Genomic DNA, 21,177 nt, shown 5'->3' with positions numbered 1-21,177 from the left:
CCGGAGTGGACGCATCACTGGTGTTCGGGTTGTCATGCCAATGGCACTGCCCGGTAGCTAAATGCGGAAGAGATAAGTGCTGAAAGCATCTAAGCACGAAACTTGCCCCGAGATGAGTTCTCCCTGACTCCTTGAGAGTCCTGAAGGAACGTTGAAGACGACGACGTTGATAGGCCGGGTGTGTAAGCGCAGCGATGCGTTGAGCTAACCGGTACTAATGAACCGTGAGGCTTAACCTTACAACGCCGAAGATGTTTTGGCGGAATTGAGAAGATTTTCAGCTCAGATTCAGAGTTAAGTACGCAATAGTTTGCGCAGCCAGCGCTGCTGATGCGATAAAGTATTGCGTACAGAGCACAAAGAATTTGCCTGGCGGCCTTAGCGCGGTGGTCCCACCTGACCCCATGCCGAACTCAGAAGTGAAACGCCGTAGCGCCGATGGTAGTGTGGGGTCTCCCCATGCGAGAGTAGGGAACTGCCAGGCATCAAATTTAGCGTGCTGATATGGCTCAGTTGGTAGAGCGCACCCTTGGTAAGGGTGAGGTCCCCAGTTCGACTCTGGGTATCAGCACCACTTAATTAGGTTAAAGTTCGGCACAGTAGAAAAGAATTTGTCTGGCGGCAGTAGCGCGGTGGTCCCACCTGACCCCATGCCGAACTCAGAAGTGAAACGCCGTAGCGCCGATGGTAGTGTGGGGTCTCCCCATGCGAGAGTAGGGAACTGCCAGACATCAATTAAGTGAGAAGGCCATCCGAAAGGATGGCCTTTTTGCGTTTGGAACCCTATGAATCTATAGGCCCGGTAAGCGTGGCGCCACCGGGCAAAACAAGCGTTTAATGAATGACCTGCGACAGGAACGCTCGCGTACGTTCTGATTTCGGATGCGCGAAGAACTCATCTGGCGGAGCCTGCTCTACAATCTCTCCCCGGTCCATGAAGATCACTCTGTCTGCCACGGTTCTGGCAAACCCCATCTCATGCGTGACGCAAAGCATTGTCATCCCCGACTGTGCCAGGCCAATCATGGTATCCAACACTTCTTTAACCATTTCAGGGTCCAACGCTGAAGTAGGTTCATCAAACAGCATGATTTTCGGTTTCATGCACAGCGAGCGAGCAATCGCTACGCGCTGCTGCTGACCGCCCGAGATCTGGCCCGGGAATTTATGAGCATGCTCCGCTATACGAACGCGTTCGAGATAGTGCATCGCCAGGGCTTCGGCCTCTTTTGTCGGCATTTTACGTACCCAAATGGGAGCCAGCGTACAGTTTTGCAGAACAGTGAGATGCGGAAAGAGATTAAAATGCTGGAACACCATTCCAACCTCCTGCCTGACGCGTTCGACATTACGAATGTCCTCATTCAGCTCGATACCATCCACAACGATACGTCCTTGTTGATGTTCTTCGAGATGATTAATGCAGCGGATCGTCGTTGATTTCCCCGATCCGGAAGGACCACATAAAACAATGCGTTCTCCCTGTCTTACGCTAAGGTTAATATTCTTTAAAACATGGAACTGCCCGTACCATTTATTAACGTTTTCCAGCGTAATCATCGCGTCGGCAGATGGCATTAAAAGTTGGCTCATAGAATCCTCAGTGCGGCGTACGCCCGGTGTTAAAGCGCTTTTCCAGATACTGGCTGTAGCGCGACATGCTGAAGCAAAAAATCCAGTAAATCAGAGCGGCAAAAACATAGCCTTCGGTGGACATACCCAGCCAGGCAGGGTCAACCGTGGCTTGTTGCACGCTACTAAAGAGATCGAACAGGCCGATGATGATGACCAGACTGGTATCTTTAAACAGCGCGATGATGGTGTTGACCAGGCCCGGAATAACCATCTTCAGGGCCTGGGGAAGAATGACCAGCCCTTGCATTTTCCAGTAGCCAAGAGCTAACGATTCCGCCGCTTCATATTGACCCTTTGGCAGCGCCTGAAGCCCACCACGAACAACTTCCGCGACATAGGCGGACTGAAACAGAATCACCCCTACCAACGCCCGAATAAGTTTATCGATACTTGTTCCTTCTTCCATGAACAATGGCAGCATAACCGATGACATAAACAGGACGGTGATCAGCGGCACGCCTCGCCAGAACTCAATGAAAATAACGGATAAGATCCGGACAACGGGCATAGGGGAGCGGCGCCCCAGAGCCAGAAGAATCCCTAAGGGTAACGCCCCAGCGATCCCGACAGAGGCGATGATTAAGGTCAGGGTCAGCCCTCCCCACTGGCGCGTCTCAACCCGCTCCAGCCCCAGCAAACCGCCATACAACAACCACCAGACCACTAACGGGTAGATGACTGCCCAGACAGCAATATAACGTCCGCGCCGGGGCATCCTGTTCCAGAACATCGGAACAATTGAGACCAGCCCGACAAACAGCGCCAGCTTGATCCGCCAGCGTTGCTCGTGCGGATAAAGGCCAAACATAAACTGGCCGAAGCGTTCATGGATGAACACCCAGCATGCGCCTGATTGCGTGCAGTCCGCACGAGCAGAACCGACCCAATTGGCCTGCAAAAACGCCCAGTTTACGAAGGGAGGAATAAGCTCCCACATCAGCCACAGGCATAAGATCGTCAGTAGACTATTCAATACGCTGGAAAAAAGATTTTTACGCACCCAGGCCACGATTCGGCCATGACCATGACTGGCCGGACGCGCGGGATGTGACAGCAGAACTTTTGTCATCATGCTTCCTTAGCGCTCAACGAGGGCGATGCGGCGGTTATAGATGTTCATCAGCAGTGAGATGCTCAGGCTGATGATCAGATACACCGACATGGTGATGGCGATCGTTTCAATGGCCTGTCCTGTCTGATTCAGAACCGTTCCCGCGAACAGCGAAACCATATCGGGATAACCAATCGCGGCGGCCAGCGAGGAATTCTTAACAATATTGAGGTACTGGCTCGTTAACGGCGGGATGATCACCCGCAGCGCCTGAGGAATAATGACCTGACGTAGGGTGACCGTGTTTGGAAGCCCCAGCGAACGCGCTGCTTCATGTTGACCATACGGCACCGCCTGAATCCCCGCGCGAATAATTTCCGCAATAAACGCCGAGGTATAAACCGACAGTGCCAGCGTCAACGCCGCCAGTTCGGGGATAAGCACCATTCCGCCACGGAAGTTAAAGCCCCGCAATTCGGGGATGTCCCAATGAAGCGCAGCGCCAAAAAGCCAGTGGGCGAACAGTGGCAACAGGACAATCAGCCCCAGCGCAGTAGGCCAGGTTTTACGTAACTGTCCTGTTTTTGTCTGATGCATTTTATTGAAGCGAAACAGCCCAACGGAAATCGCAACGGCGAGCGCAATTGAGATCGTAAAAGGCAGTATGCCTTCTCCCAATTGCGGAGAGGGAATATAGAGACCCCGGTTACTCAGAAACACGGCATCCAGCGCGCTGACAGCTTGCCGCGGGCCGGGCAAATTGCGTAACACCGCGAAGTACCAGAAAAATATTTGCAAAAGCGGGGGGACGTTGCGAAAGATCTCAATATACACCGTCGACAGTTTGCGCAGTAACCAGTTATCGGAAAGGCGTGCCAGCCCGAGAAAAAAGCCGAGAACGGAGGCAAACACAATACACAATGCGGAAACCAACAAGGTGTTAAGCAAACCAACCAGAAAAACGCGCCCGTAAGTATCACCCTGTTGATAGTCAATCAGGTGCTGGACAATACCAAACCCGGCACTACGGTCAAGAAACGCAAAACCTGAAGTAATGCCGCGATTGCTCAGGTTATTAATCGTATTGTGAACAAGGTAAATAACCACGGCGACGACCGCAAGAATGGCGATAATTTGAAACAGCCACGCGCGGACCACAGGATGAGAAAAGGAGAGCGATCCTTTTGCGTGAGAGCGGCGATGGAACATAAGAAAGCCTCGGTAACCATGACTCTGGACTGAGCGCCGCCTGTGCGGCGCTCGTTACAGCACAACGGCTTAACGTACGGGTGGTGCGTACTGGATGCCGCCGTTATTCCAGAGATTGTTTTGCCCACGTTTGATCTTCAACGGGCTTTCCGATCCCACGTTACGTTCAAAGATCTCAGCGTAATTACCCACCTGCTTGATGATGTTATATGCCCACTTGTTATCGAGTTTCAGGTCTTTACCGTAATCCCCTTCTTTGCCTAACAGATGCGCCATATCCGGCGTTGCAGGGTTAGCCGCTTTCTCATCAACGTTTTTCGACGTGACTCCCATCTCTTCAGCATTAAGCATCGCAAACAGCGTCCAGCGTACAACAGCAAACCATTCATCATCGCCGCGACGGACAACAGGGCCAAGCGGCTCTTTGGAGATTACCTCCGGCAGGACGATCCATTCGCCTGGGTTACTTAGCTTAATGCGCAGAGCGTAAAGCTGAGACTGGTCGGAGGCGAGGGTATCACAACGTCCTGACTCCAGCGCTTTTGCCGACTCGTCAGAGCGATCAAAGGTCACTGGGGTATACTTCATCTTATTCGCTTTAAAATAGTCAGCCACGTTCAGCTCAGTGTCTGTTCCTGCCTGAATACAAACGGTCGCACCATCAAGTTCTTTCGCGCTTTTCAGACCCGCTTTGTTGTGTGTCAGAAAACCGATGCCGTCGTAATAGGTTACGCCGGTAAATGACATGCCCATCCCGGCGTCACGCGAGGAGGTCCAGGTCGTATTCCGCGAGAGAAGATCCACTTCGCCGGACTGTAACGCGGTGAAGCGCTCTTTGGCCGTCAGCGGGGTGTATTTCACTTTGCTGTCGTCGCCGAGCACAGCAGCAGCGACACCGCGACATACGTCGACATCAATGCCCGAGAATTTCCCCTCCGCGTCGGCGTAAGAAAAACCGGGCAGTCCATCACTGATCCCACATTGTACGAAGCCTTTCTTTTTTACGGCATCCAGGGTTGCACCCGCATGTACCTGATTTGCAACCGTAAGCAGCACGCCGGCGGCAGCCAGCGTGGCGATCATCATCTTTTTCATAATGCATCCTGTGTGGCGAGAATTATTGTTATAGAGAACGTTATGCAACGTTTTAAACCTGTCTGTGGCCTGGCCATACTCTTATAAGCAAAGGGAGTGCCAGGTTTTGCGTCAGCGTGCACGACGCAATATCCAGAGTGTAGACAGGATTAAATACATGCAGCGCCCTTAAATAGTGCGAAAATGAAACGTAAGCCACATTTTGGAGCAAAATATTTTTAACATATTCACTAAAACGAAATACTAATTTCGGACGTGAATATCGACAGGGTGAGTAATAGAAAAGTATTTCGTAAATGAGCAGTAGGAAATTTACAGAGCTAACAGAAAAGTAAATCAATGAAGAGAAAAAGATAATTAAAGGTGATACCAGAAATCATTTTCAAACGGCTTAATTATGGTGATACAGGTAAAAGCGTAATGACACCCTGCCGTACAGAACAAAATAATGATTCGATTCATAAAGTAAGAACAAGACAGGCTGTCACAAAGGCGTCCTGAGACGCCTTTGTTGACACGGTTACTGGCGGGTTCGTCCAAAACGTCCTCTGACGACCACGAAGAAGACAGGCACAAAGAAGATTGCCAGCAGGGTTGCTGAAACCATGCCGCCCATCACGCCGATCCCGACCGCATTTTGCGCGCCGCTGCCCGCGCCATTACTGATCGCAAGCGGCAATACGCCAAGTATAAAGGCCAGTGACGTCATGAGAATTGGACGTAAACGCATACGTGACGCAGAGAGGGTCGCTTCAATAACGCCTTTGCCTTCTTTATCCATTAAGTCTTTCGCGAATTCGACAATCAGGATCGCGTTCTTCGCGGACAGGCCAATGGTGGTTAACAGCCCAACCATAAAGTAAACGTCATTCTTTTGCCCAAATAACGTTGCGGCGAGCAATACCCCCACAATACCTAACGGCACAACCAGCATCACCGAGAAAGGTATCGACCAGCTTTCATACAATGCGGCCAGGCAAAGGAAGACGACGACAAACGAGATGGCGATTAGCGCTGGCGCCTGGTCTCCGGATAGCCGCTCCTGATACGACATTCCTGTCCAGTCATAGCCAATCCCCACAGGAAGATTGGAAGCCATGCTTTCCATTAAGGCCATCGCCTCACCGGAACTGGTTCCAGGGGCGGCTTCCCCCAGGAGCTCCATTGAAGGCAGGCCGTTGTAACGTTCCAGACGCGGCGAACCGTAAATCCAGTGCGACGAACTAAACGTAGAGAACGGCACCATCTCTCCATTTGCGCTCCGCACATACAGATTATCGATGTCCTCTGGCAACATGCGGAACTGGGCGTCGGCCTGAACATAGACTTTCTTCACACGACCACGGTCAATGAAGTCATTAACGTAGTAGCCGCCCAGCGCCGCAGAGATTGTCTCGTTGATATCGGACAGCGAGACGCCCAGCGCCTGCGCTTTTTCCTGATCGACGTCCAGCTTAAACTGCGCAGTGTCTTCCAGCCCATTCGGGCGAACGCGTACTAACGTTTCAGGATGTTGAGCCACCATTCCTAAAAGCTGGTTTCTCGCCTGGGTTAACGCGTTATGCCCCAGCCCCGCCTGGTCGATAAGCTCAAAGTCGAAGCCCGTTGCGGTACCCAGCTCGACAATTGCTGGCATGTTGAAAGGGAAAACCATGCCATCCCGGATCTGGCTGAAAGCGCGAGTCGCCCGGGCGATAATCGATTCAACGTTGTTTTCTTCGCCGCTACGCTCCTCCCAGGGCTTGAGGCTCACAAAGGCCATCCCCGAGTTTTGTCCCTGACCGCTGAAGCTAAAGCCGTTCACGGTAAAGACGCTTTCAACGTTGGCTTTCTCGGTGTCCAGATAATAATGGGTCACTTGATCCAGCACGTTTTGCGTGCGCTCCTGCGTTGCCCCGGCAGGAAGTTGGATCATGGTCAGAAACACGCCCTGATCCTCTTCAGGCAAGAAGGATGTCGGCAAGCGTACGAACAGGAGCGCCATCCCGACAACAATCAGCAGATAGATTAGCAGGTAACGACCGGTGTTGTGGACAATGCCGCTGACGCTATTGGTGTAATGGTTGACGCTATGATCGAATTTGGCGTTAAACCAGCCGAAGAAACCGCTCTTTTTCTCATGATGCTCAGCGGAGACGGGTTTAAGCAACGTCGCGCAGAGCGCAGGCGTGAGAATCAACGCGACCAGCACCGAGAGCGCCATTGCCGACACAATGGTGATGGAGAATTGGCGGTAGATTGCGCCTGTCGATCCGCCAAAGAAGGCCATCGGGATGAACACGGCGGAGAGCACCATTGCGATCCCCACCAGGGCGCCCTGAATCTGCGACATGGACTTCTCAGTGGCTTCCCGTGGAGGCAATTTATCTTCCATCATCACGCGTTCGACGTTTTCAACCACCACTATCGCGTCATCGACCAACAGGCCGATGGCGAGCACCATGCCGAACATGGTCAGGGTGTTTATCGAGTAACCAAATGCCGCCAGTACCGCAAACGTCCCCAACAGGACAACCGGAACGGCAATGGTCGGGATCAGCGTGGCGCGGATGTTCTGCAGGAACAGATACATCACCAGGAATACCAGTACGATTGCTTCGAAAAGTGTTTTCACCACTTCATGAATGGAGATTTTCACAAACGGGGTGGTGTCATATGGGTAAACCACTTTCATTCCCGCCGGGAAGAAGGGCTGTAGCTCGACCAGTTTGGCCTTAATGGCGGTGGCAGTATCAAGGGCGTTGGCGCCGGTAGCCAGTTTAATCCCCAGACCGGATGCCGGTTTACCGTTAATGCGAGCGACAACGTTATAGTTTTCTCCGCCAAGCTCAATGCGCGCGACATCTTTCAACCGCACGACGGAGCCGTCGCTGTTTACGCGCAGCGTGACTTTGCCGAATTCTTCGGGATCTTTCAGACGCGTCTGCGCAATGATCGAGGCGTTAAGCTGTTGTCCCGGCAGGGCGGGCGTCCCGCCAAGCTGACCGGCCGCGATTTGGTCGTTCTGCACTTTCAACTGGTTGATAACATCTACCGGCGTGAGCTGGTATTTGTTCAGGAGAGTGGCATCCAGCCAGATGCGCATCGCATACTGCGCGCCAAACAGTTGAACGTCACCGACGCCGTTCAGACGGCTGATGGAGTCTTTAACGTTTGAGGCGACATAGTCGGAGATATCGTCCTGGGTGGTCTGAGGGTTATCGGAAACAAAGCCTGCAACCATCAGGAAGCTACTGCTCGACTTCTCAACGCTAATTCCCTGCTGCTGAACTTCCTGCGGCAGGAGCGGTGTCGCCAGCTGCAGTTTGTTCTGAACCTGAACCTGAGCGATATCCGGATCGGTACCCGACTCGAAGGTCAGCGTGATGGTTACGCTTCCCGCAGAGTCGCTGGTGGAGGACATATACATCAGGTTATCGATACCGTTCATATTCTGTTCGATAACCTGAGTCACGGTATCTTGTACCGTCTGGGCATCTGCCCCCGGATAGTTTGCGGAAATTGAAACCGCCGGTGGAGCGATGGTGGGGTACTGCGCAACGGGCAGTTGCATAATGGCCAGGGCGCCCGCCAGCATCAGAATGATGGCCAGTACCCAAGCAAAAATAGGACGCCTGATAAAAAAGTTTGCCATGTCCGTTTACCTTATTGCGCCGCTTGTGCAGCAGGGGCTTCGGTATCCGGCGTGGCTTTCACTTTGGTGCCTGGACGCGCTTTTTGCAACCCGCTCACGATCACCCGATCGCCAGGCTGTAACCCTTCGCTTATCAGCCATTTGTCGCCAATTGCCTGCGAAGCGATGACGGGGCGGGATTCCACTTTGCTTTCGTTGTTCACGACCAGTACTGTGGCATCGCCGCGCGGGGTTCGTGTGACGCCTTGCTGTGGTACGAGGATCGCGTTTGGCTGAACGCCTTCATCGATACGCGCGCGGACAAACATGCCCGGCAGTAATGTGTGCTGCGGGTTAGGGAACACGGCGCGTAAGGTGATTGAGCCGGTGCTTTCGTCAACGGTGACATCAGAGAACTGTAAAGCGCCTTTTAGCGGATACGCTTGGCCATTTTCCATGACCAGCTCGACGCTACTGCTGGCGTTATCCTTGTGCAGACTGCCTTGTTCGAGAGATTCTTTCAGACGCATGAAGTCGTTGCTGGACTGGGTCACATCGACGTAAATAGGGTCGAGCTGCTGTACGGTTGCCAGTTCCGTCGCCTGCCCGTTAGTCACCAGTGCGCCTTCGGTGACGCTTGATTTGCCAATCCGTCCGCTTATCGGCGAGGTGACTTTGGTATAAGCGAGATTGATACGCGCGCTTTCCACCGCGGCTTTTGCGGCTGTGACGGCGGCATCAGCCTGGCGCGCATCGGCAATGGCCTGATCGTATTCCTGTTGGCTGATGTACTTTGTACCAACCAGCGGAACATAGCGTTTCACCGTCAAATGGGCGATGGCGGCAGCGGCTTCGCTTTTCGCCAGCTCGCCTTTCGCACTGTCATAGTCGGCCTGATAGGTTGCCGGATCGATCTGGTAAAGCGACTGTCCGGCCTCGACATCGCTACCTTCGGTGAAATTCCGTTTAAGGACAATACCGCTAACCTGCGGGCGAACCTCGGCAATGCGGAAGGCTGTGGTGCGTCCCGGTAATTCTGTGGTCACGGCTAATGGCGCGGTGTTGACCACGTGTACGGTCACTTGCGGCTCGCTGGCATGCGCTTGTTGCTCTCCCTGATCGTTACAACCGGCCAGCAGCGCAGCAGAGATGATAATGAATGAGGGCAGGAGTGAAAACCTGGCATGTTTCGTCATTACTGTTCCTTAAAAACCAATAGCTCGTTATTTACCGGATAACGGTAAGGCGGTAACGTGCGCGAAAAAATAACAGCTTGCTATCCTACAAATTATTGGGTCGCGATGTAAGTAATACTTATTTTTAGGTTGGCGCAACGGCACGTAAAAACAAAAAAAGGAACACTGGCTTACCGTATTGCCCTGTCGAATTTAGACATTCTTTATTGCGAGTTAATATATTTTGAAATATACATTCCTTGTGTGAATAATTTATCTATTGGCATTCGCGTACTCTATTTATTTGAATGATTTGTGCGTCACAATCAGGCTTTTATTTCGTGTGCGCGGGTCTGAGATGTTACAGTCGGTTTTTCCAGAACGGCTTTACTGGCGTAATAATTACTCCAACTCTGATGTGATACTCCATGGCAAAAAAAACCAAGGCTGATGCCCTTAAAACGCGACAACATTTAATTGAAACGGCCATTACTCAGTTTGCCGCACGGGGCGTAGGCAACACCACGCTCAATGATATTGCTGACGCCGCCCAGGTCACGCGTGGCGCAATCTACTGGCACTTCAGCAACAAGACGCAGTTGTTTAACGAAGTGTGGCAGCAGCAACCCCCTTTGCGCGATCTTATTCAGGAACGAGTCACTGCGCTGAATGCAGAAAACCCGTTACAACAACTGCGTGAGAAGTTTATCGTCGCATTGCAATATATTGCCGACGTTCCACGACAGCAGGCTTTATTACAAATCTTATATCATAAATGTGAATTTCAGGATGACATGATATCTGAGCGGGAAATACGTGAGAAAATAGGTTTTAACCAGCAGGCGTTACGCGAGGCATTACAGGCCTGTATAGCGGAGGGCATGATACCCGGAACCCTTGATCTGGACGTGGCCTTAATCATTATTTGCGGCAGTTTTAGCGGCATCCTTAAAAACTGGTTAATGAACCCTGCCAGTTATAATCTTTATGAGCAGGCGCCTGCGCTGGTGGATAACGTATTAAGCATGTTAAGCCCGGACGGAAATGTCAGGCAATTAATAAAACCAACCAATATTCACGGGGAAATATAATCATTTCCCCAATTCAAAAACGTGACGCTATTGCAGGTCGGCACAGTTGACCAACTTAAGGGGATTCACCGAGTCCATGTTGCGACACTTGTCGGATTCCGTGGTGATAAGCTCGATCCACTGAATCAGTAACGCATCAAAGATAAAAACGGAGACCGCAAAAACAACCAGCCACCAATACTTGCGAATCATTGTCCAATCCTGTGTATTCATGCCCAAGCGTGCTGGAAATATACACGAAAAATGCGCTCTGAAAAGCGGGCTTACAATGCTTTTACTTTGTCACGACGCTGAGCGTTTTGGGCCCCGTCCGGCTCTTTTTCGACAAATTTTTCGTCTTCCGTTTTTTCACTTTCGCAAGCTCATCGCTGGTGAAGTGCGAGGTCACATTCATGCGTCGCAGGCCTATCTTGACGTATTCATCATTTACCTCAATACCAATGAACTTCCGTCCTGTCTCCAGCGCCACCGCGCCGGTGGTAAAGCTGCCCGCGAAAGGATCAAGAACGGTATCGCCAGGGTTTGAGGAGGCCAATACGATCCGCTTTAACAGGGCGACAGGCTTTTGCGTCGGATGGTTTTCATATTCATTCATCAGGTAACGCACACGGGGAAACTCCCAGACGTTTCCCGGGACTTTTTGCGTGTTGTAGGGCTGAGGCGGGTTTTTACGGTAGTCAATCAACGCTCGTTTAGCGCCGGTTTTCGTCTCAACCAGAATCGCTTCGCTATTGAAGGTGTAATTTTTGGCGTCTTTTACCATCATCAGGATCGGTTCGTACATTGAGCCGAAATATTTCTTCGCCTGTACGCCTGAGCTGTCGTAGGACCAGACGATCCGGCTCTTGATGGTAAACAGATTCCGGCACTTGAGATCAATATATGGCATGTTCTCGGTGCTGTTCATGATGTACATCGTGCCCTGCTTTTTCAGTACCCGATGACACTCTTCAATGCATTCGAACAGCCAGGCGAGGAAAACGTCCGCGTCCCAGGCTTCCCGCATGCCGTCAAAATCTTTTCCGATGTTATAGGGCGGATCGGCAAAAATTAAGTCGACGCTTTCAGTGGGTAATTTCTTGAGTTCGGCTAACGCATCTCCGTGAATGACCGACGTCGATTCATTGCCAAAGTAGTGTGGTTCAACTCCCGTTTTCATCTCTACTCCACAAGAAATGCGTATAAAAAAGGCGCTTCCCCATGCCGAGTAGCGCCTTTTATATCAGACAGTTAACTGATTAGTATCAGTTCATGCCGTATTTTTTCAATTTTTTACGCAGCGTACCACGGTTGATGCCCATCATCAGAGCAGCACGGGTCTGGTTACCGCGGGTGTATTGCATCACCATGTCCAACAGGGGCTGTTCAACTTCAGCCAGTACCAGCTCATAGAGGTCATTAACATCCTGACCGTTCAGTTGAGCAAAATAGTTCTTCAGTGCCTGTTTAACCGAGTCACGCAGGGGCTTTTGAGTTACCTGATCCTGAGAGTTAACGGTAGAAACGGTCAGTACGTCAGAATTTACGCGTTGTTCGAACATAGTTCTGTCAGCTCTTTATTTCATTACGCAAAATTTTCGAAGTATGCCTCCAACGCCTCCAGCTGTTCGCTGGCATCCTCAATGGCGTTGAATGTGCGCCGAAACTGGTCATTTGGAGCGTGCTCCTGGAGATACCAGGAGACGTGTTTACGCGCAATTCGGTACCCTTTTGCCTGGCCATAAAAGTCATGCAATTCCCGAACATGCGCACAAAGCAAGCGCTTAACCTCTGCCAAAGGCAGGGGGGACAGCAGCTCCCCAGTGTCCAGATAATGCTGGATTTCCCGGAAGATCCAGGGTCTTCCCTGAGCTGCGCGGCCTATCATCAGGGCATCAGCCCCCGTATAGTCGAGCACAGCTCTGGCTTTAAGCGGGTCAGTAATGTCGCCATTCGCGATAATCGGAATGGAAACTTTCTGCTTAACTGCCCGAATACTGTCGTACTCAGCATCTCCATTGAACAAACAGGCGCGGGTGCGTCCATGAATGGTCAGAGCCTGAATGCCACAGTCTTCAGCCAGTTGGGCAATCTCTACGCAGTTACGGTGTTCCGGAGCCCAGCCGGTGCGAATCTTCAGGGTGACAGGAACGTCCACTGCTCTGACGACCTCGGTTAGTATTGACTTCACTAATTCCGGGTACTGCAAGAGGGCTGAACCTGCGAGCTTGCGATTCACTTTTTTAGCCGGACACCCCATATTGATATCAATAATCTGGGCGCCGCTTTCCACGTTGATACGTGCGGCATCGGCCATCTCAACAGGGTCGCTACCGGCAATTTGCACCGTGCGAATTCCTGGCTCATCAACGTGCACCATCCGTAGCCGGGACTTGTCGCTTTCCCAAACCTGCGGGTTAGAAGACATCATCTCGGATACGGTCAATCCTGCTCCCATCTCGTAGCACAGCGTCCGAAAGGGTCTGTCAGTGATGCCAGCCATTGGCGCTGCGATCAGGCGATTTCTGAGCTGGTATTGTCCGATGCGCATGAGTTAAGAAATGACCATACTGTGACTGCAAGGCGGCGTATATTACGCATTTTTTGCACGAGATGAAAGGCCAAACTTTGACCAATCCTCTGAGATGGATCAAAGAATCACCGTTAAACGAAGGTGACTTGAATAATTAGCTTTATAAATCATTAAATTAAAAAAATGTGTCGAATTTCTGTACGCGTATTATTTTGCGTAACTTCTCATTTTTTCTTCGATACCACAGGAGCTGACAAGATAATCTGCTGAATTAACCAGCAGATTAGCAGGTCATAGTGTGACTATGCTCTCATTTCAGGCATGAACGTTTACGGTGTCGTCGTTTACTCAACCACCACGCGGCCATTCAGCGGCTGTGCCGGGCGGCTATTGTCATGGTGCATGGTGTGGCTGAACTTCTCCAGCTGTGCCGCAGAGAGGGTCAGCGGATGCTTAAGAACGATCCAGGTCACGCCCTCAGAGCAGGGCGGAGTGGTCAGAGAGCCGCTGAAACGCCAGTAAGATTTCTCTTTTGGCAACAGCGCGTTCAGGTCCATCTGAGTGGTAATCTTGACGTCCTGAGCGGCTTTTTCCGGCATCGTCGCCCACAGCTTTTCCAGTTCGCTATTGGCGGCGCCTTTGTCGAACATGACGGCGACGACGGTAATCGCCCCTTTCGCATCTTTATGCACCAGATGCATCTCCATGGCGTAATGCTTACCGTGAACGGTGTTTTCGCTCGGCGCATGGAAGTGAAACTGCTGCAACGTGAATGGTTGGCCATCGATCGTTACGGTATCCGCAGTGGTGGATTTTAACCCGGCCTGAATGGTATGCCCGTTGTTGATCAGCGTGACAGGGCCATCAACATAGTGGGTAGCCAGCGGACTCAAATGGGCATTGACCGTATGGTCGATATTAACAGGGGACTGATTCATTCCTGTCTGACAGGTTTTATATTCCTCACTCAGCGTACCCCAGTGCTCCGGGGCGCCTTCGCCTTCATAGGTCCAGTGTGAGGCCAGTGCCGTAAACGGCATGATACTTAGCGCCAGAAGCGCTGCCTTGCTCAAAGAATGGTTCATCGTATTCTTCCAATGAATGTATATGATTTTTATATGTGTAACTTCAATTGGTTACGTCACTATTTTAGCGAATGGAAGGCGATGGAGAAGAGATAAAAAACCGAAAAAAAGGCCTGCGAACAGGCCATATTGGAAAAAAGGGATTACTGTTTTATTCCGGTGATCCGGCACCACTCCTCTTTTTCCACTACCGGATCGAGGGCGAAGAGGTCGGCATAGGCTTCGCAGACGCTTTCCGCCTGGCTGGCGAGGATACCGGAAAGGCCCAGCAAACCGCCTGTAACGGGCAGGACGCTGATTAACGGCGCCAGCTCGCGTAACGGGCCAGCAAGGATATTAGCGACCACCACGTCGGCTTTCAGGGCTTCTGGTTGATCCTGCGGCAGGTAAAGCGCCAGGCGATCGGAAACGCCGTTACGTTCGGCGTTGTCGCGACTGGCCTGAATCGCCTGCGGATCAATGTCCACGCCGATGGCTTTCGCCGCCCCAAGCTTCAGCGCCGCAATCGCCAGAATGCCGGAGCCACAGCCGAAGTCGATCACGGTTTTACCGGTTAAATCGAGGCTGTCCAGCCATTGCAGGCACAGGGAGGTCGTTGGATGTGTGCCGGTACCGAACGCCAGTCCCGGGTCGAGCATGACGTTGACCGCGTTTTCGTCGGGGACTTCACGCCAGCTGGGGCAGATCCACAGGCGTTCGCCAAAGCGCATCGGGTGGAAGTTTTCCATCCATTCGCGCTCCCAGTCTTTATCTTCTAACTGTTCGATTTTATGGGCAAAACCCGCGCCAAGCAGCGGATGATTCTCAAGAATCGCGACCACTTCTTTCATGTCCGTCTCTGCGTCAAACAGGCCGATCACGTCAGTGTCGCCCCACAGGCGGGTTTCGCCCGGCAATGGCTCGAAAACCGGCGTGTCGTGGGTATCCTGGAAGGTAATGGAAACAGCGCCTGCTTCCATTAACGCATCACTCAGATCTTCCGCATTCGCACCGGTGGTATTCAGTTTTAATTGGATCCATGGCATGGCAAAACTCTTTATTTATCAGTAGACAATACGGCGGCCTGTGGTGCGGGGGAACCGAAACGGTTTCCGACCAGAAAGGCCAGCAGACTTAGCAGTAGCGAGGGCACTATCGGGTGAAAGCCCTGATACTGAATATTCAGGGTGGCGAGGATGGCGTATAGCCCACCACCGACGATCATCGCGCTCAACGCCCCGGTTGCGTTTGCGCGCTCCCAGTACAGCCCAAGCACCAGAGGCCACAGGAATACCGCTTCCAGTCCGCCAAACGCCAGCAGATTCAGCCAGATAATCATCTCTGGCGGCTTCCAGGCCGCCAGCAATAACAGCGCTCCCAGGATCAAGGTGATCGCCGCAGACATACGCTTCAGCCGCGTCTCATTTTCCGCGTGATCCGGGCGAATATTAAGGTAGAGATCTTTAATGATCGTAGCGGAACTCTGCAGCAATTGCGCATTGATCGTCGACATAATCGCCGCCATTGGCGCAGCCAGGAAGATCCCGGCAGCGAAAGGCGGCAACACCTTGACCATCAGCGTGGGAATCACCAGATCCGGCACCGTCAGGTCCGGGATCACCGCGCGTCCCAGCGCGCCCGCAAGGTGCATCCCGAACATCAGGATCGCGACCACGATGGTGCCGATGATCATCCCGCGATGCACGGCCTTGCTGTCTTTATACGAAATACAGCGTACCGCCGTATGCGGCAGCCCGATCACGCCAAAGCACACCAACACCCAGAACGAGGTCATAAAGGCGGGAGACAGGATATCATCCGCTCCCTGAGGGGAGATCAGTTGCGGATTAATGGCCTCCAGGGTTGCAACCGCGTGTCCTAAACCGCCTGCGGCGTGCACGATACCGACCAGCAGAACGATCGTACCAATAAGCATCACCAACCCTTGCAAGGTGTCGTTCAGCACGCTGGCGCGAAAGCCGCCAAAGGCGGTGTACAGCGCGATACTGACCCCGAAAATCAGCAGCCCGGTTTCGTAAGGAATACCCGCCGCCGTTTCCAGCAGCCGCGCGCCGCCGATGAACTGCACTGTCATCGCCCCGACAAAGGCCACCAGCAGGCTGAGACTCGCCAGCCACACCAGCAGTCGGCTTTGGTAGCGGGCAAACAGCATGTCATTAAGGGTCACGGCATTATAACGGCGCGCGAGAATGGCGAACTTTTTACCGAGGACGCCCAGCGAGAGCCAGACAGCGGGGAGCTGAATCATTGCCAGCAGAACCCAGCCCAGCCCGTATTTATAGGCGGCGCCCGGGCCACCAATAAATGAACTGGCGCTGATATAGGTCGCGGTCAGGGTCATGGCCAGCACAACCCCGCCCATTGAGCGGCTGCCGAGGAAATATTCATTCAGAAATGAGCCGGTCTGCCTTTTACGCATGGCATAAACAGAAATGGCAAATACCACAACCAGGTAGGCAACCAGCGGCAGAATGACTTCAAGCTGCATCGTCATCCTCCAGCGGAATGTCGCGATAGATAAATTTTACCATTGCCCAGCACAGCAGAATGAAGATCAGCGGCGTCAACAGGCAGGCCATCTCAAACCAATGGGGCAGCCCGGTGAAACCCGGCGCCACGCCTGGTAAGTAAGCGGTCACTAACCATGCAGCAAGATAAAGAAGGGTCAGCCACAGCGCCCAGCGCGCTTCTTTATGGGCCTGAACAAAACGTTTGTCCATTTTTTGTCCCTTGTGGATGAAGAAAGCGGGGATTGTACATGATGGGGCCTGGCGATCCCCAGAAATAAAAAAGGCCGGGTTGCCCGGCCTTTTCGCATTAACGCTGACTTACTTCTCGTTCAGACCGAGTTTTTTCTCCAGGTAGTGGATGTTCGTGCCACCATTCTGGAAGTGCTCGTCGTTCATAATGCGGGTCTGCAAATCAACGTTGGTTTTGATACCGTCGATGATCAGCTCCTGCAGGGCGTTCTTCATGCGGGCAATCGCCACGTCACGGTTTTCGCCGTAGCAGATGAGCTTGCCGATCATGGAATCATAGTACGGCGGTACGGTGTAACCGGCGTAGATATGGGACTCCCAGCGCACGCCAAAACCGCCAGGCGCATGGAAACGCGTGATTTTGCCGGGGCTTGGCAGGAAGGTATTCGGGTCTTCGGCGTTGATACGGCATTCCACCGCATGGCCGCGAACCACAACTTCTTCCTGTTTGATGGACAGTGGCTGACCGGCTGCGATACGCAGTTGTTCTTTGATCAGATCGACGCCGGTAATCATTTCGGTAACCGGATGTTCAACCTGAATACGGGTATTCATCTCAATGAAGTAGAACTCGCCGTTTTCGAACAGGAACTCAAAGGTACCCGCCCCGCGATAGCCGATATCGACGCACGCTTTCGCGCAACGCTCGCCGATGTAACGACGCAGTTCCGGGGTAATGCCCGGCGCTGGCGCTTCTTCGACGACTTTCTGGTGACGACGCTGCATGGAGCAGTCACGTTCCGCCAGATAGATCGCGTTCCCCTGACCGTCAGCCAGCACCTGAATTTCGATGTGGCGTGGGTTTTCGAGGTATTTCTCCATGTACACCATGTCATTGCTGAAAGCCGCTTTCGCTTCCGCCTTGGTCATGGAAATGGACTGCGCCAGTTCAGCATCGCTGCGCACCACGCGCATACCGCGACCGCCGCCGCCGCCGGAGGCTTTGATGATCACCGGGTAACCGATGCGTTTCGCATGGGCGCGGTTCGCATCCATATCATCGGTCAGCGGGCCGTCAGAACCCGGTACAGTCGGTACGCCTGCTTTCTTCATGGCGGTAATCGCAGACACTTTGTCGCCCATCAGGCGAATAGTGTCGGCTTTCGGGCCGATGAAGATAAAGCCGGAACGTTCAACCTGCTCGGCAAAGTTGGCGTTCTCAGAGAGGAAGCCGTAACCCGGGTGAATCGCGACCGCGCCGGTGATTTCGGCGGCGCTGATGATCGCCGGGATGTTCAGATAGCTTTTTACGGACGGAGCCGGGCCAATACAGACCGTCTCATCCGCCAGCAATACGTGTTTTAAATCGCGATCCGCGCTTGAGTGCACGGCCACGGTCTTGATGCCCAGTTCTTTACAGGCACGAAGAATACGCAGTGCAATCTCGCCACGGTTGGCGATAACAATTTTATCCAGCATGTTCGCCTCGTTACTCGATGACGACCAGCGGCTCGTCAAATTCTACCGGCTGACCACTTTCGACCAGGATCGCTTTCACAGTACCTGATTTGTCTGCTTCGATCTGGTTCATCATTTTCATGGCTTCGACGATGCACAGGGTATCGCCGACGTTGACTTTCTGACCCACTTCGATGAACGCTTTGGCGTCCGGGCTCGGGGTGCGGTAGAAAGTACCAACCATTGGGGAACGTACGATGTGACCACTGATTTCCGCTGCGGCGGCTGCCGGCGCTTCTGCTGCCGGAGCAACTGCGTTAGACAGAGCCGGTTGCTGCTGCATCACTGGCGCAGCGTAAGCCTGTTGCATAACCGGGAAGCTGCCTGCCGGCGCTGCACGACTGATGCGTACAGATTCTTCGCCTTCAGAAATTTCCAGTTCGGAGATGCCTGATTCTTCAACCAGCTCGATCAGTTTTTTAATCTTACGAATATCCATGAGTGGGTTCCGTACTCTTTGTTTAGTGTGATTGTGACAGAGGGGTTACCGCTGTCTGTAAAGCGTGAGTCCCAACGGCAACAGCGCGTTTGCCTGTCAGGACGTCGGTCTATTTCGCCTTTACGCCTCAAGTGAGACTTGTCGGTCAAAATGCTGCGATTTGCGGCAATCCTCCGGCAAAAAACAAAATATACCTTCAAAGCGCGATTGTCACCCTTTCAGCGGCTTAAAAACGCCTTCCGGGAGGTCAGGGTCGCACATTATAACGATTTCGTAGCAATTGGCAGCTAAATACTGGTCTTATCAGGGAAGATAATCAACCGCTAACACGTAAATAACATCTGAGTCTCTGCGTTTTGTAACCGACAGCACACTTCGCTGAACTAGCGCCACCACTGGCGAAACTTCTTGTAACGGCAGGCTAAAAGCGCCAGCGCCAGCAGGGCGTAAATAACGGGTTGCGGGGATAAAACCTTCACTGACCAGAGATAATGTAAAGGGGCGAGGATCACCACCAGATAGACGACGTTATGCAGCAATTGCCAGCGTTTGCCCAGCTTGCGCTGCGCCGCCTGCGTGGAGGTCAGCGTCAGCGCCAGCAAAATAAGCCAGCTGATAATGCCCAGCGTCAAATACGGGCGCGTAATCAATTCGCGGCCCAGTAAACCCAGATTCTGAATGCCCAACTCCAGCATCGCATAGCTGGTTAGATGCAGCGTGGCCCAGGCAAAACACCATAGCCCCAGCAAACGCCGCGTGCGTATCAATAAGGGCTGTTTAGCGTAACGCGCCAGCGGCGTGACCAACAAGGTCGCCAGGAGGAATTTCAGAGCGGTCCTACCGGTAAAATGCTGAATATCTTTCACCGGATCGGCGCTTAACCCGCCGCTGTTAATTGCCCAGAACAGCCAAAGCAACGGCACAATCCCCGCCAGGTGAAGGAGGATTTTCAGCCAGGTAATCTGTTTTGCATTCAGCCGCACTTATATGTTCTCCCGCAGATCCAGTCCCCGGTATAACGACGCCACCTGCTCGCCATAGCCGTTGAACAGCAAGGTCGGCTGGCGCTTAACGTCAAGGATCCCGCCCGTACCGATAAATCGCTCCGTGGCCTGCGACCAGCGCGGATGATCGACGTGCGGATTCACGTTGGCGTAAAAACCGTACTCATCCGGGGCGGCGAGATTCCAGGTGGTCGGCGGTCGTTCGCGGGTGAGTTTGATGCTAACGATCGATTTAATGCCTTTGAAGCCATATTTCCACGGCACTGTCAGACGGATGGGCGCGCCGTTTTGCGGCGGTAGCGCTTTACCGTAGACGCCAACGGTGAGCAGGGTAAGCGGGTGCATGGCTTCGTCAAGCCGCAGGCCTTCAACGTAGGGATACTTCAACCCGCCGCCGATAAAACGATCTTTTTGTCCCGGCATATCGTCCGGCGCGTAAAGCGTCTCGAACGCCACATAACGGGCATTGCTGGTGGGTTCGACAAGCGCGAGCAGCTTATGTAAAGGAAAGCCAATCCACGGTACCACCATTGACCAGGCCTCGACGCAGCGCATCCGGTAAATGCGTTCTTCTAAAGGAAAGCGGGTGGTTAAGGCTTCGTGGTCCAGCGTCAGAGGTTTAGCGACCTCTCCGCTGATTTTCAGCGTCCAGGGATCGGTTTTCATGCTGCCGGCATTGGCCGCCGGATCGGCTTTATCCAGTCCGAATTCATAGAAGTTGTTATAGCCAGTGACCTTATCTTCCGGCGTTAAAGTCAGGCTGTTTTGCCACTCGCTGGGTTTACTGAAGTCGAGCGGCTTTCCGGCAGGCGCGGGGGGGCGATCGTTGCCTTTAAACCATCCCAACAGATCGGCCTGCGCCGTTGTAGGGAGCGAGAGGGCGGCAGCGCTGATGCCCAGGGCTTTAAGCACCTGGCGGCGATGCATAAAAAAAGCCGATTCGGCGGTGACATCGGCTTCAGTAAGTGGACGGTATTTTTTCATAACAGACTCCCGGCATACGCGTAACGCGTAGTTACTATGGCAGGGAGTCTGTCAATGCGCTGAGAAA

The 21,177-nt window shown here is 52.8% G+C and carries 19 protein-coding genes, 1 tRNA gene and 3 rRNA genes; 5 read left to right on the top strand and 18 right to left on the bottom strand.

Annotated features, from left to right (window positions below; genetic code table 11):
* From OOJ60_RS08760 to rrf (OOJ60_RS08745), 4 genes are all read left to right on the top strand, one after another.
* A 23S ribosomal RNA gene (locus OOJ60_RS08760) occupies positions 1–239 on the top strand; the annotation flags it as partial.
* 129 nt (positions 240–368) lie between these two features.
* Positions 369–484 (top strand): 5S ribosomal RNA (gene rrf / locus OOJ60_RS08755).
* A 14-nt stretch (positions 485–498) separates the two neighbouring features.
* A tRNA-Thr gene (locus OOJ60_RS08750) sits at positions 499–574 on the top strand.
* Positions 575–614: 40 nt separating this feature from the next.
* Positions 615–730, top strand: a 5S ribosomal RNA gene (gene rrf, locus OOJ60_RS08745).
* Between the two features lie 104 nt (positions 731–834).
* Here the strand turns inward: rrf (OOJ60_RS08745) and OOJ60_RS08740 are convergent.
* From OOJ60_RS08740 to OOJ60_RS08715, 6 genes are all read right to left on the bottom strand, one after another.
* Entirely contained in the window at positions 835–1,593 is a 759-nt protein-coding gene (locus OOJ60_RS08740) for an amino acid ABC transporter ATP-binding protein (protein ID WP_205612397.1), read from the bottom strand.
* A 7-nt stretch (positions 1,594–1,600) separates the two neighbouring features.
* A complete protein-coding gene (locus OOJ60_RS08735; RefSeq protein ID WP_205612410.1) occupies positions 1,601–2,704 on the bottom strand; it encodes an amino acid ABC transporter permease in 1,104 nt (367 codons plus the stop codon).
* A 9-nt stretch (positions 2,705–2,713) separates the two neighbouring features.
* Positions 2,714–3,895, bottom strand: a complete 1,182-nt coding sequence (locus tag OOJ60_RS08730; protein WP_060571029.1) for an amino acid ABC transporter permease — start codon at positions 3,893–3,895, stop codon at positions 2,714–2,716.
* Between the two features lie 69 nt (positions 3,896–3,964).
* Positions 3,965–4,990, bottom strand: a complete 1,026-nt coding sequence (locus tag OOJ60_RS08725; protein ID WP_060571030.1) for an amino acid ABC transporter substrate-binding protein — start codon at positions 4,988–4,990, stop codon at positions 3,965–3,967.
* Between the two features lie 520 nt (positions 4,991–5,510).
* Complete coding sequence (locus tag OOJ60_RS08720) at positions 5,511–8,624, bottom strand: efflux RND transporter permease subunit (RefSeq protein WP_205612396.1); 3,114 nt, start codon at positions 8,622–8,624, stop codon at positions 5,511–5,513.
* Between the two features lie 11 nt (positions 8,625–8,635).
* Entirely contained in the window at positions 8,636–9,799 is a 1,164-nt protein-coding gene (locus OOJ60_RS08715) for an efflux RND transporter periplasmic adaptor subunit (protein ID WP_042292029.1), read from the bottom strand.
* A 407-nt stretch (positions 9,800–10,206) separates the two neighbouring features.
* On the opposite strand from OOJ60_RS08715, the gene envR reads away from it, so the two are divergent.
* Positions 10,207–10,869 (top strand): acrEF/envCD operon transcriptional regulator, encoded by a 663-nt coding sequence (gene envR / locus OOJ60_RS08710; RefSeq protein WP_060571032.1) that lies wholly within the window; start codon positions 10,207–10,209, stop codon positions 10,867–10,869.
* A gap of 27 nt (positions 10,870–10,896) precedes the next feature.
* Here envR and OOJ60_RS08705 read toward each other — a convergent pair whose 3' ends face one another.
* The 12 genes from OOJ60_RS08705 to msrP all read right to left on the bottom strand — a co-directional run bounded on the left by OOJ60_RS08705 (position 10,897) and on the right by msrP (position 21,110).
* Entirely contained in the window at positions 10,897–11,061 is a 165-nt protein-coding gene (locus tag OOJ60_RS08705; protein WP_042292024.1) for a DUF2556 family protein, read from the bottom strand.
* A gap of 82 nt (positions 11,062–11,143) precedes the next feature.
* Positions 11,144–12,028, bottom strand: a complete 885-nt coding sequence (gene yhdJ, locus OOJ60_RS08700; protein ID WP_042292021.1) for an adenine-specific DNA-methyltransferase — start codon at positions 12,026–12,028, stop codon at positions 11,144–11,146.
* 85 nt (positions 12,029–12,113) lie between these two features.
* Positions 12,114–12,410 (bottom strand): DNA-binding transcriptional regulator Fis, encoded by a 297-nt coding sequence (gene fis, locus OOJ60_RS08695; RefSeq protein ID WP_000462905.1) that lies wholly within the window; start codon positions 12,408–12,410, stop codon positions 12,114–12,116.
* A gap of 23 nt (positions 12,411–12,433) precedes the next feature.
* On the bottom strand, positions 12,434–13,399 hold the full coding sequence (dusB, locus tag OOJ60_RS08690; protein WP_181822458.1) for a tRNA dihydrouridine synthase DusB: 966 nt from the start codon (positions 13,397–13,399) through the stop codon (positions 12,434–12,436).
* 326 nt (positions 13,400–13,725) lie between these two features.
* On the bottom strand, positions 13,726–14,466 hold the full coding sequence (locus tag OOJ60_RS08685; RefSeq protein WP_042292016.1) for a carbonic anhydrase: 741 nt from the start codon (positions 14,464–14,466) through the stop codon (positions 13,726–13,728).
* A 143-nt stretch (positions 14,467–14,609) separates the two neighbouring features.
* Positions 14,610–15,491 (bottom strand): 50S ribosomal protein L11 methyltransferase, encoded by an 882-nt coding sequence (gene prmA / locus OOJ60_RS08680; RefSeq protein ID WP_042292014.1) that lies wholly within the window; start codon positions 15,489–15,491, stop codon positions 14,610–14,612.
* An 11-nt stretch (positions 15,492–15,502) separates the two neighbouring features.
* Positions 15,503–16,954: a sodium/pantothenate symporter gene (gene panF / locus OOJ60_RS08675; RefSeq protein ID WP_181822459.1), complete on the bottom strand. Its 1,452-nt coding sequence runs from the start codon at positions 16,952–16,954 to the stop codon at positions 15,503–15,505.
* Positions 16,944–17,186 carry a YhdT family protein gene (locus tag OOJ60_RS08670; RefSeq protein ID WP_060571036.1) on the bottom strand — a complete coding sequence of 81 codons (243 nt, stop codon included), beginning with the start codon at positions 17,184–17,186 and terminating at the stop codon, positions 16,944–16,946. The genes panF and OOJ60_RS08670 overlap by 11 nt, the downstream gene beginning before the upstream one ends.
* 108 nt (positions 17,187–17,294) lie before the next feature.
* A complete protein-coding gene (gene accC, locus OOJ60_RS08665; RefSeq protein ID WP_042292006.1) occupies positions 17,295–18,644 on the bottom strand; it encodes an acetyl-CoA carboxylase biotin carboxylase subunit in 1,350 nt (449 codons plus the stop codon).
* 10 nt (positions 18,645–18,654) lie between these two features.
* Positions 18,655–19,122: an acetyl-CoA carboxylase biotin carboxyl carrier protein gene (gene accB, locus OOJ60_RS08660; protein ID WP_042292003.1), complete on the bottom strand. Its 468-nt coding sequence runs from the start codon at positions 19,120–19,122 to the stop codon at positions 18,655–18,657.
* A 383-nt stretch (positions 19,123–19,505) separates the two neighbouring features.
* A complete protein-coding gene (gene msrQ / locus OOJ60_RS08655) occupies positions 19,506–20,105 on the bottom strand; it encodes a protein-methionine-sulfoxide reductase heme-binding subunit MsrQ (protein WP_205612395.1) in 600 nt (199 codons plus the stop codon).
* Entirely contained in the window at positions 20,106–21,110 is a 1,005-nt protein-coding gene (gene msrP / locus OOJ60_RS08650; protein WP_205612394.1) for a protein-methionine-sulfoxide reductase catalytic subunit MsrP, read from the bottom strand. It lies immediately after the preceding gene.
* Positions 21,111–21,177: the final 67 nt, after the last annotated feature.

Origin of the sequence: Citrobacter sp. R4, assembly GCF_026719175.1 — a bacterium.
Lineage (GTDB): Bacteria > Pseudomonadota > Gammaproteobacteria > Enterobacterales > Enterobacteriaceae > Citrobacter_A > Citrobacter_A sedlakii.
The sequence above is the reverse complement of the archived record's forward strand: the minus strand, read 5'-3'. Positions and strand labels throughout refer to the sequence as shown.

Coding starts and splice junctions, on each gene's coding strand:
- OOJ60_RS08740 (WP_205612397.1), bottom strand. CDS start 1,593: ATGAGCCAACTTTTAATGCCATCTGCCGACGCGATGATTACGCTGGAA.
- OOJ60_RS08735 (WP_205612410.1), bottom strand. CDS start 2,704: ATGACAAAAGTTCTGCTGTCACATCCCGCGCGTCCGGCCAGTCATGGT.
- OOJ60_RS08730 (WP_060571029.1), bottom strand. CDS start 3,895: ATGTTCCATCGCCGCTCTCACGCAAAAGGATCGCTCTCCTTTTCTCAT.
- OOJ60_RS08725 (WP_060571030.1), bottom strand. CDS start 4,990: ATGAAAAAGATGATGATCGCCACGCTGGCTGCCGCCGGCGTGCTGCTT.
- OOJ60_RS08720 (WP_205612396.1), bottom strand. CDS start 8,624: ATGGCAAACTTTTTTATCAGGCGTCCTATTTTTGCTTGGGTACTGGCC.
- OOJ60_RS08715 (WP_042292029.1), bottom strand. CDS start 9,799: ATGACGAAACATGCCAGGTTTTCACTCCTGCCCTCATTCATTATCATC.
- envR (WP_060571032.1), top strand. CDS start 10,207: ATGGCAAAAAAAACCAAGGCTGATGCCCTTAAAACGCGACAACATTTA.
- OOJ60_RS08705 (WP_042292024.1), bottom strand. CDS start 11,061: ATGATTCGCAAGTATTGGTGGCTGGTTGTTTTTGCGGTCTCCGTTTTT.
- yhdJ (WP_042292021.1), bottom strand. CDS start 12,028: ATGAAAACGGGAGTTGAACCACACTACTTTGGCAATGAATCGACGTCG.
- fis (WP_000462905.1), bottom strand. CDS start 12,410: ATGTTCGAACAACGCGTAAATTCTGACGTACTGACCGTTTCTACCGTT.
- dusB (WP_181822458.1), bottom strand. CDS start 13,399: ATGCGCATCGGACAATACCAGCTCAGAAATCGCCTGATCGCAGCGCCA.
- OOJ60_RS08685 (WP_042292016.1), bottom strand. CDS start 14,466: ATGAACCATTCTTTGAGCAAGGCAGCGCTTCTGGCGCTAAGTATCATG.
- prmA (WP_042292014.1), bottom strand. CDS start 15,491: ATGCCATGGATCCAATTAAAACTGAATACCACCGGTGCGAATGCGGAA.
- panF (WP_181822459.1), bottom strand. CDS start 16,954: ATGCAGCTTGAAGTCATTCTGCCGCTGGTTGCCTACCTGGTTGTGGTA.
- OOJ60_RS08670 (WP_060571036.1), bottom strand. CDS start 17,186: ATGGACAAACGTTTTGTTCAGGCCCATAAAGAAGCGCGCTGGGCGCTG.
- accC (WP_042292006.1), bottom strand. CDS start 18,644: ATGCTGGATAAAATTGTTATCGCCAACCGTGGCGAGATTGCACTGCGT.
- accB (WP_042292003.1), bottom strand. CDS start 19,122: ATGGATATTCGTAAGATTAAAAAACTGATCGAGCTGGTTGAAGAATCA.
- msrP (WP_205612394.1), bottom strand. CDS start 21,110: ATGAAAAAATACCGTCCACTTACTGAAGCCGATGTCACCGCCGAATCG.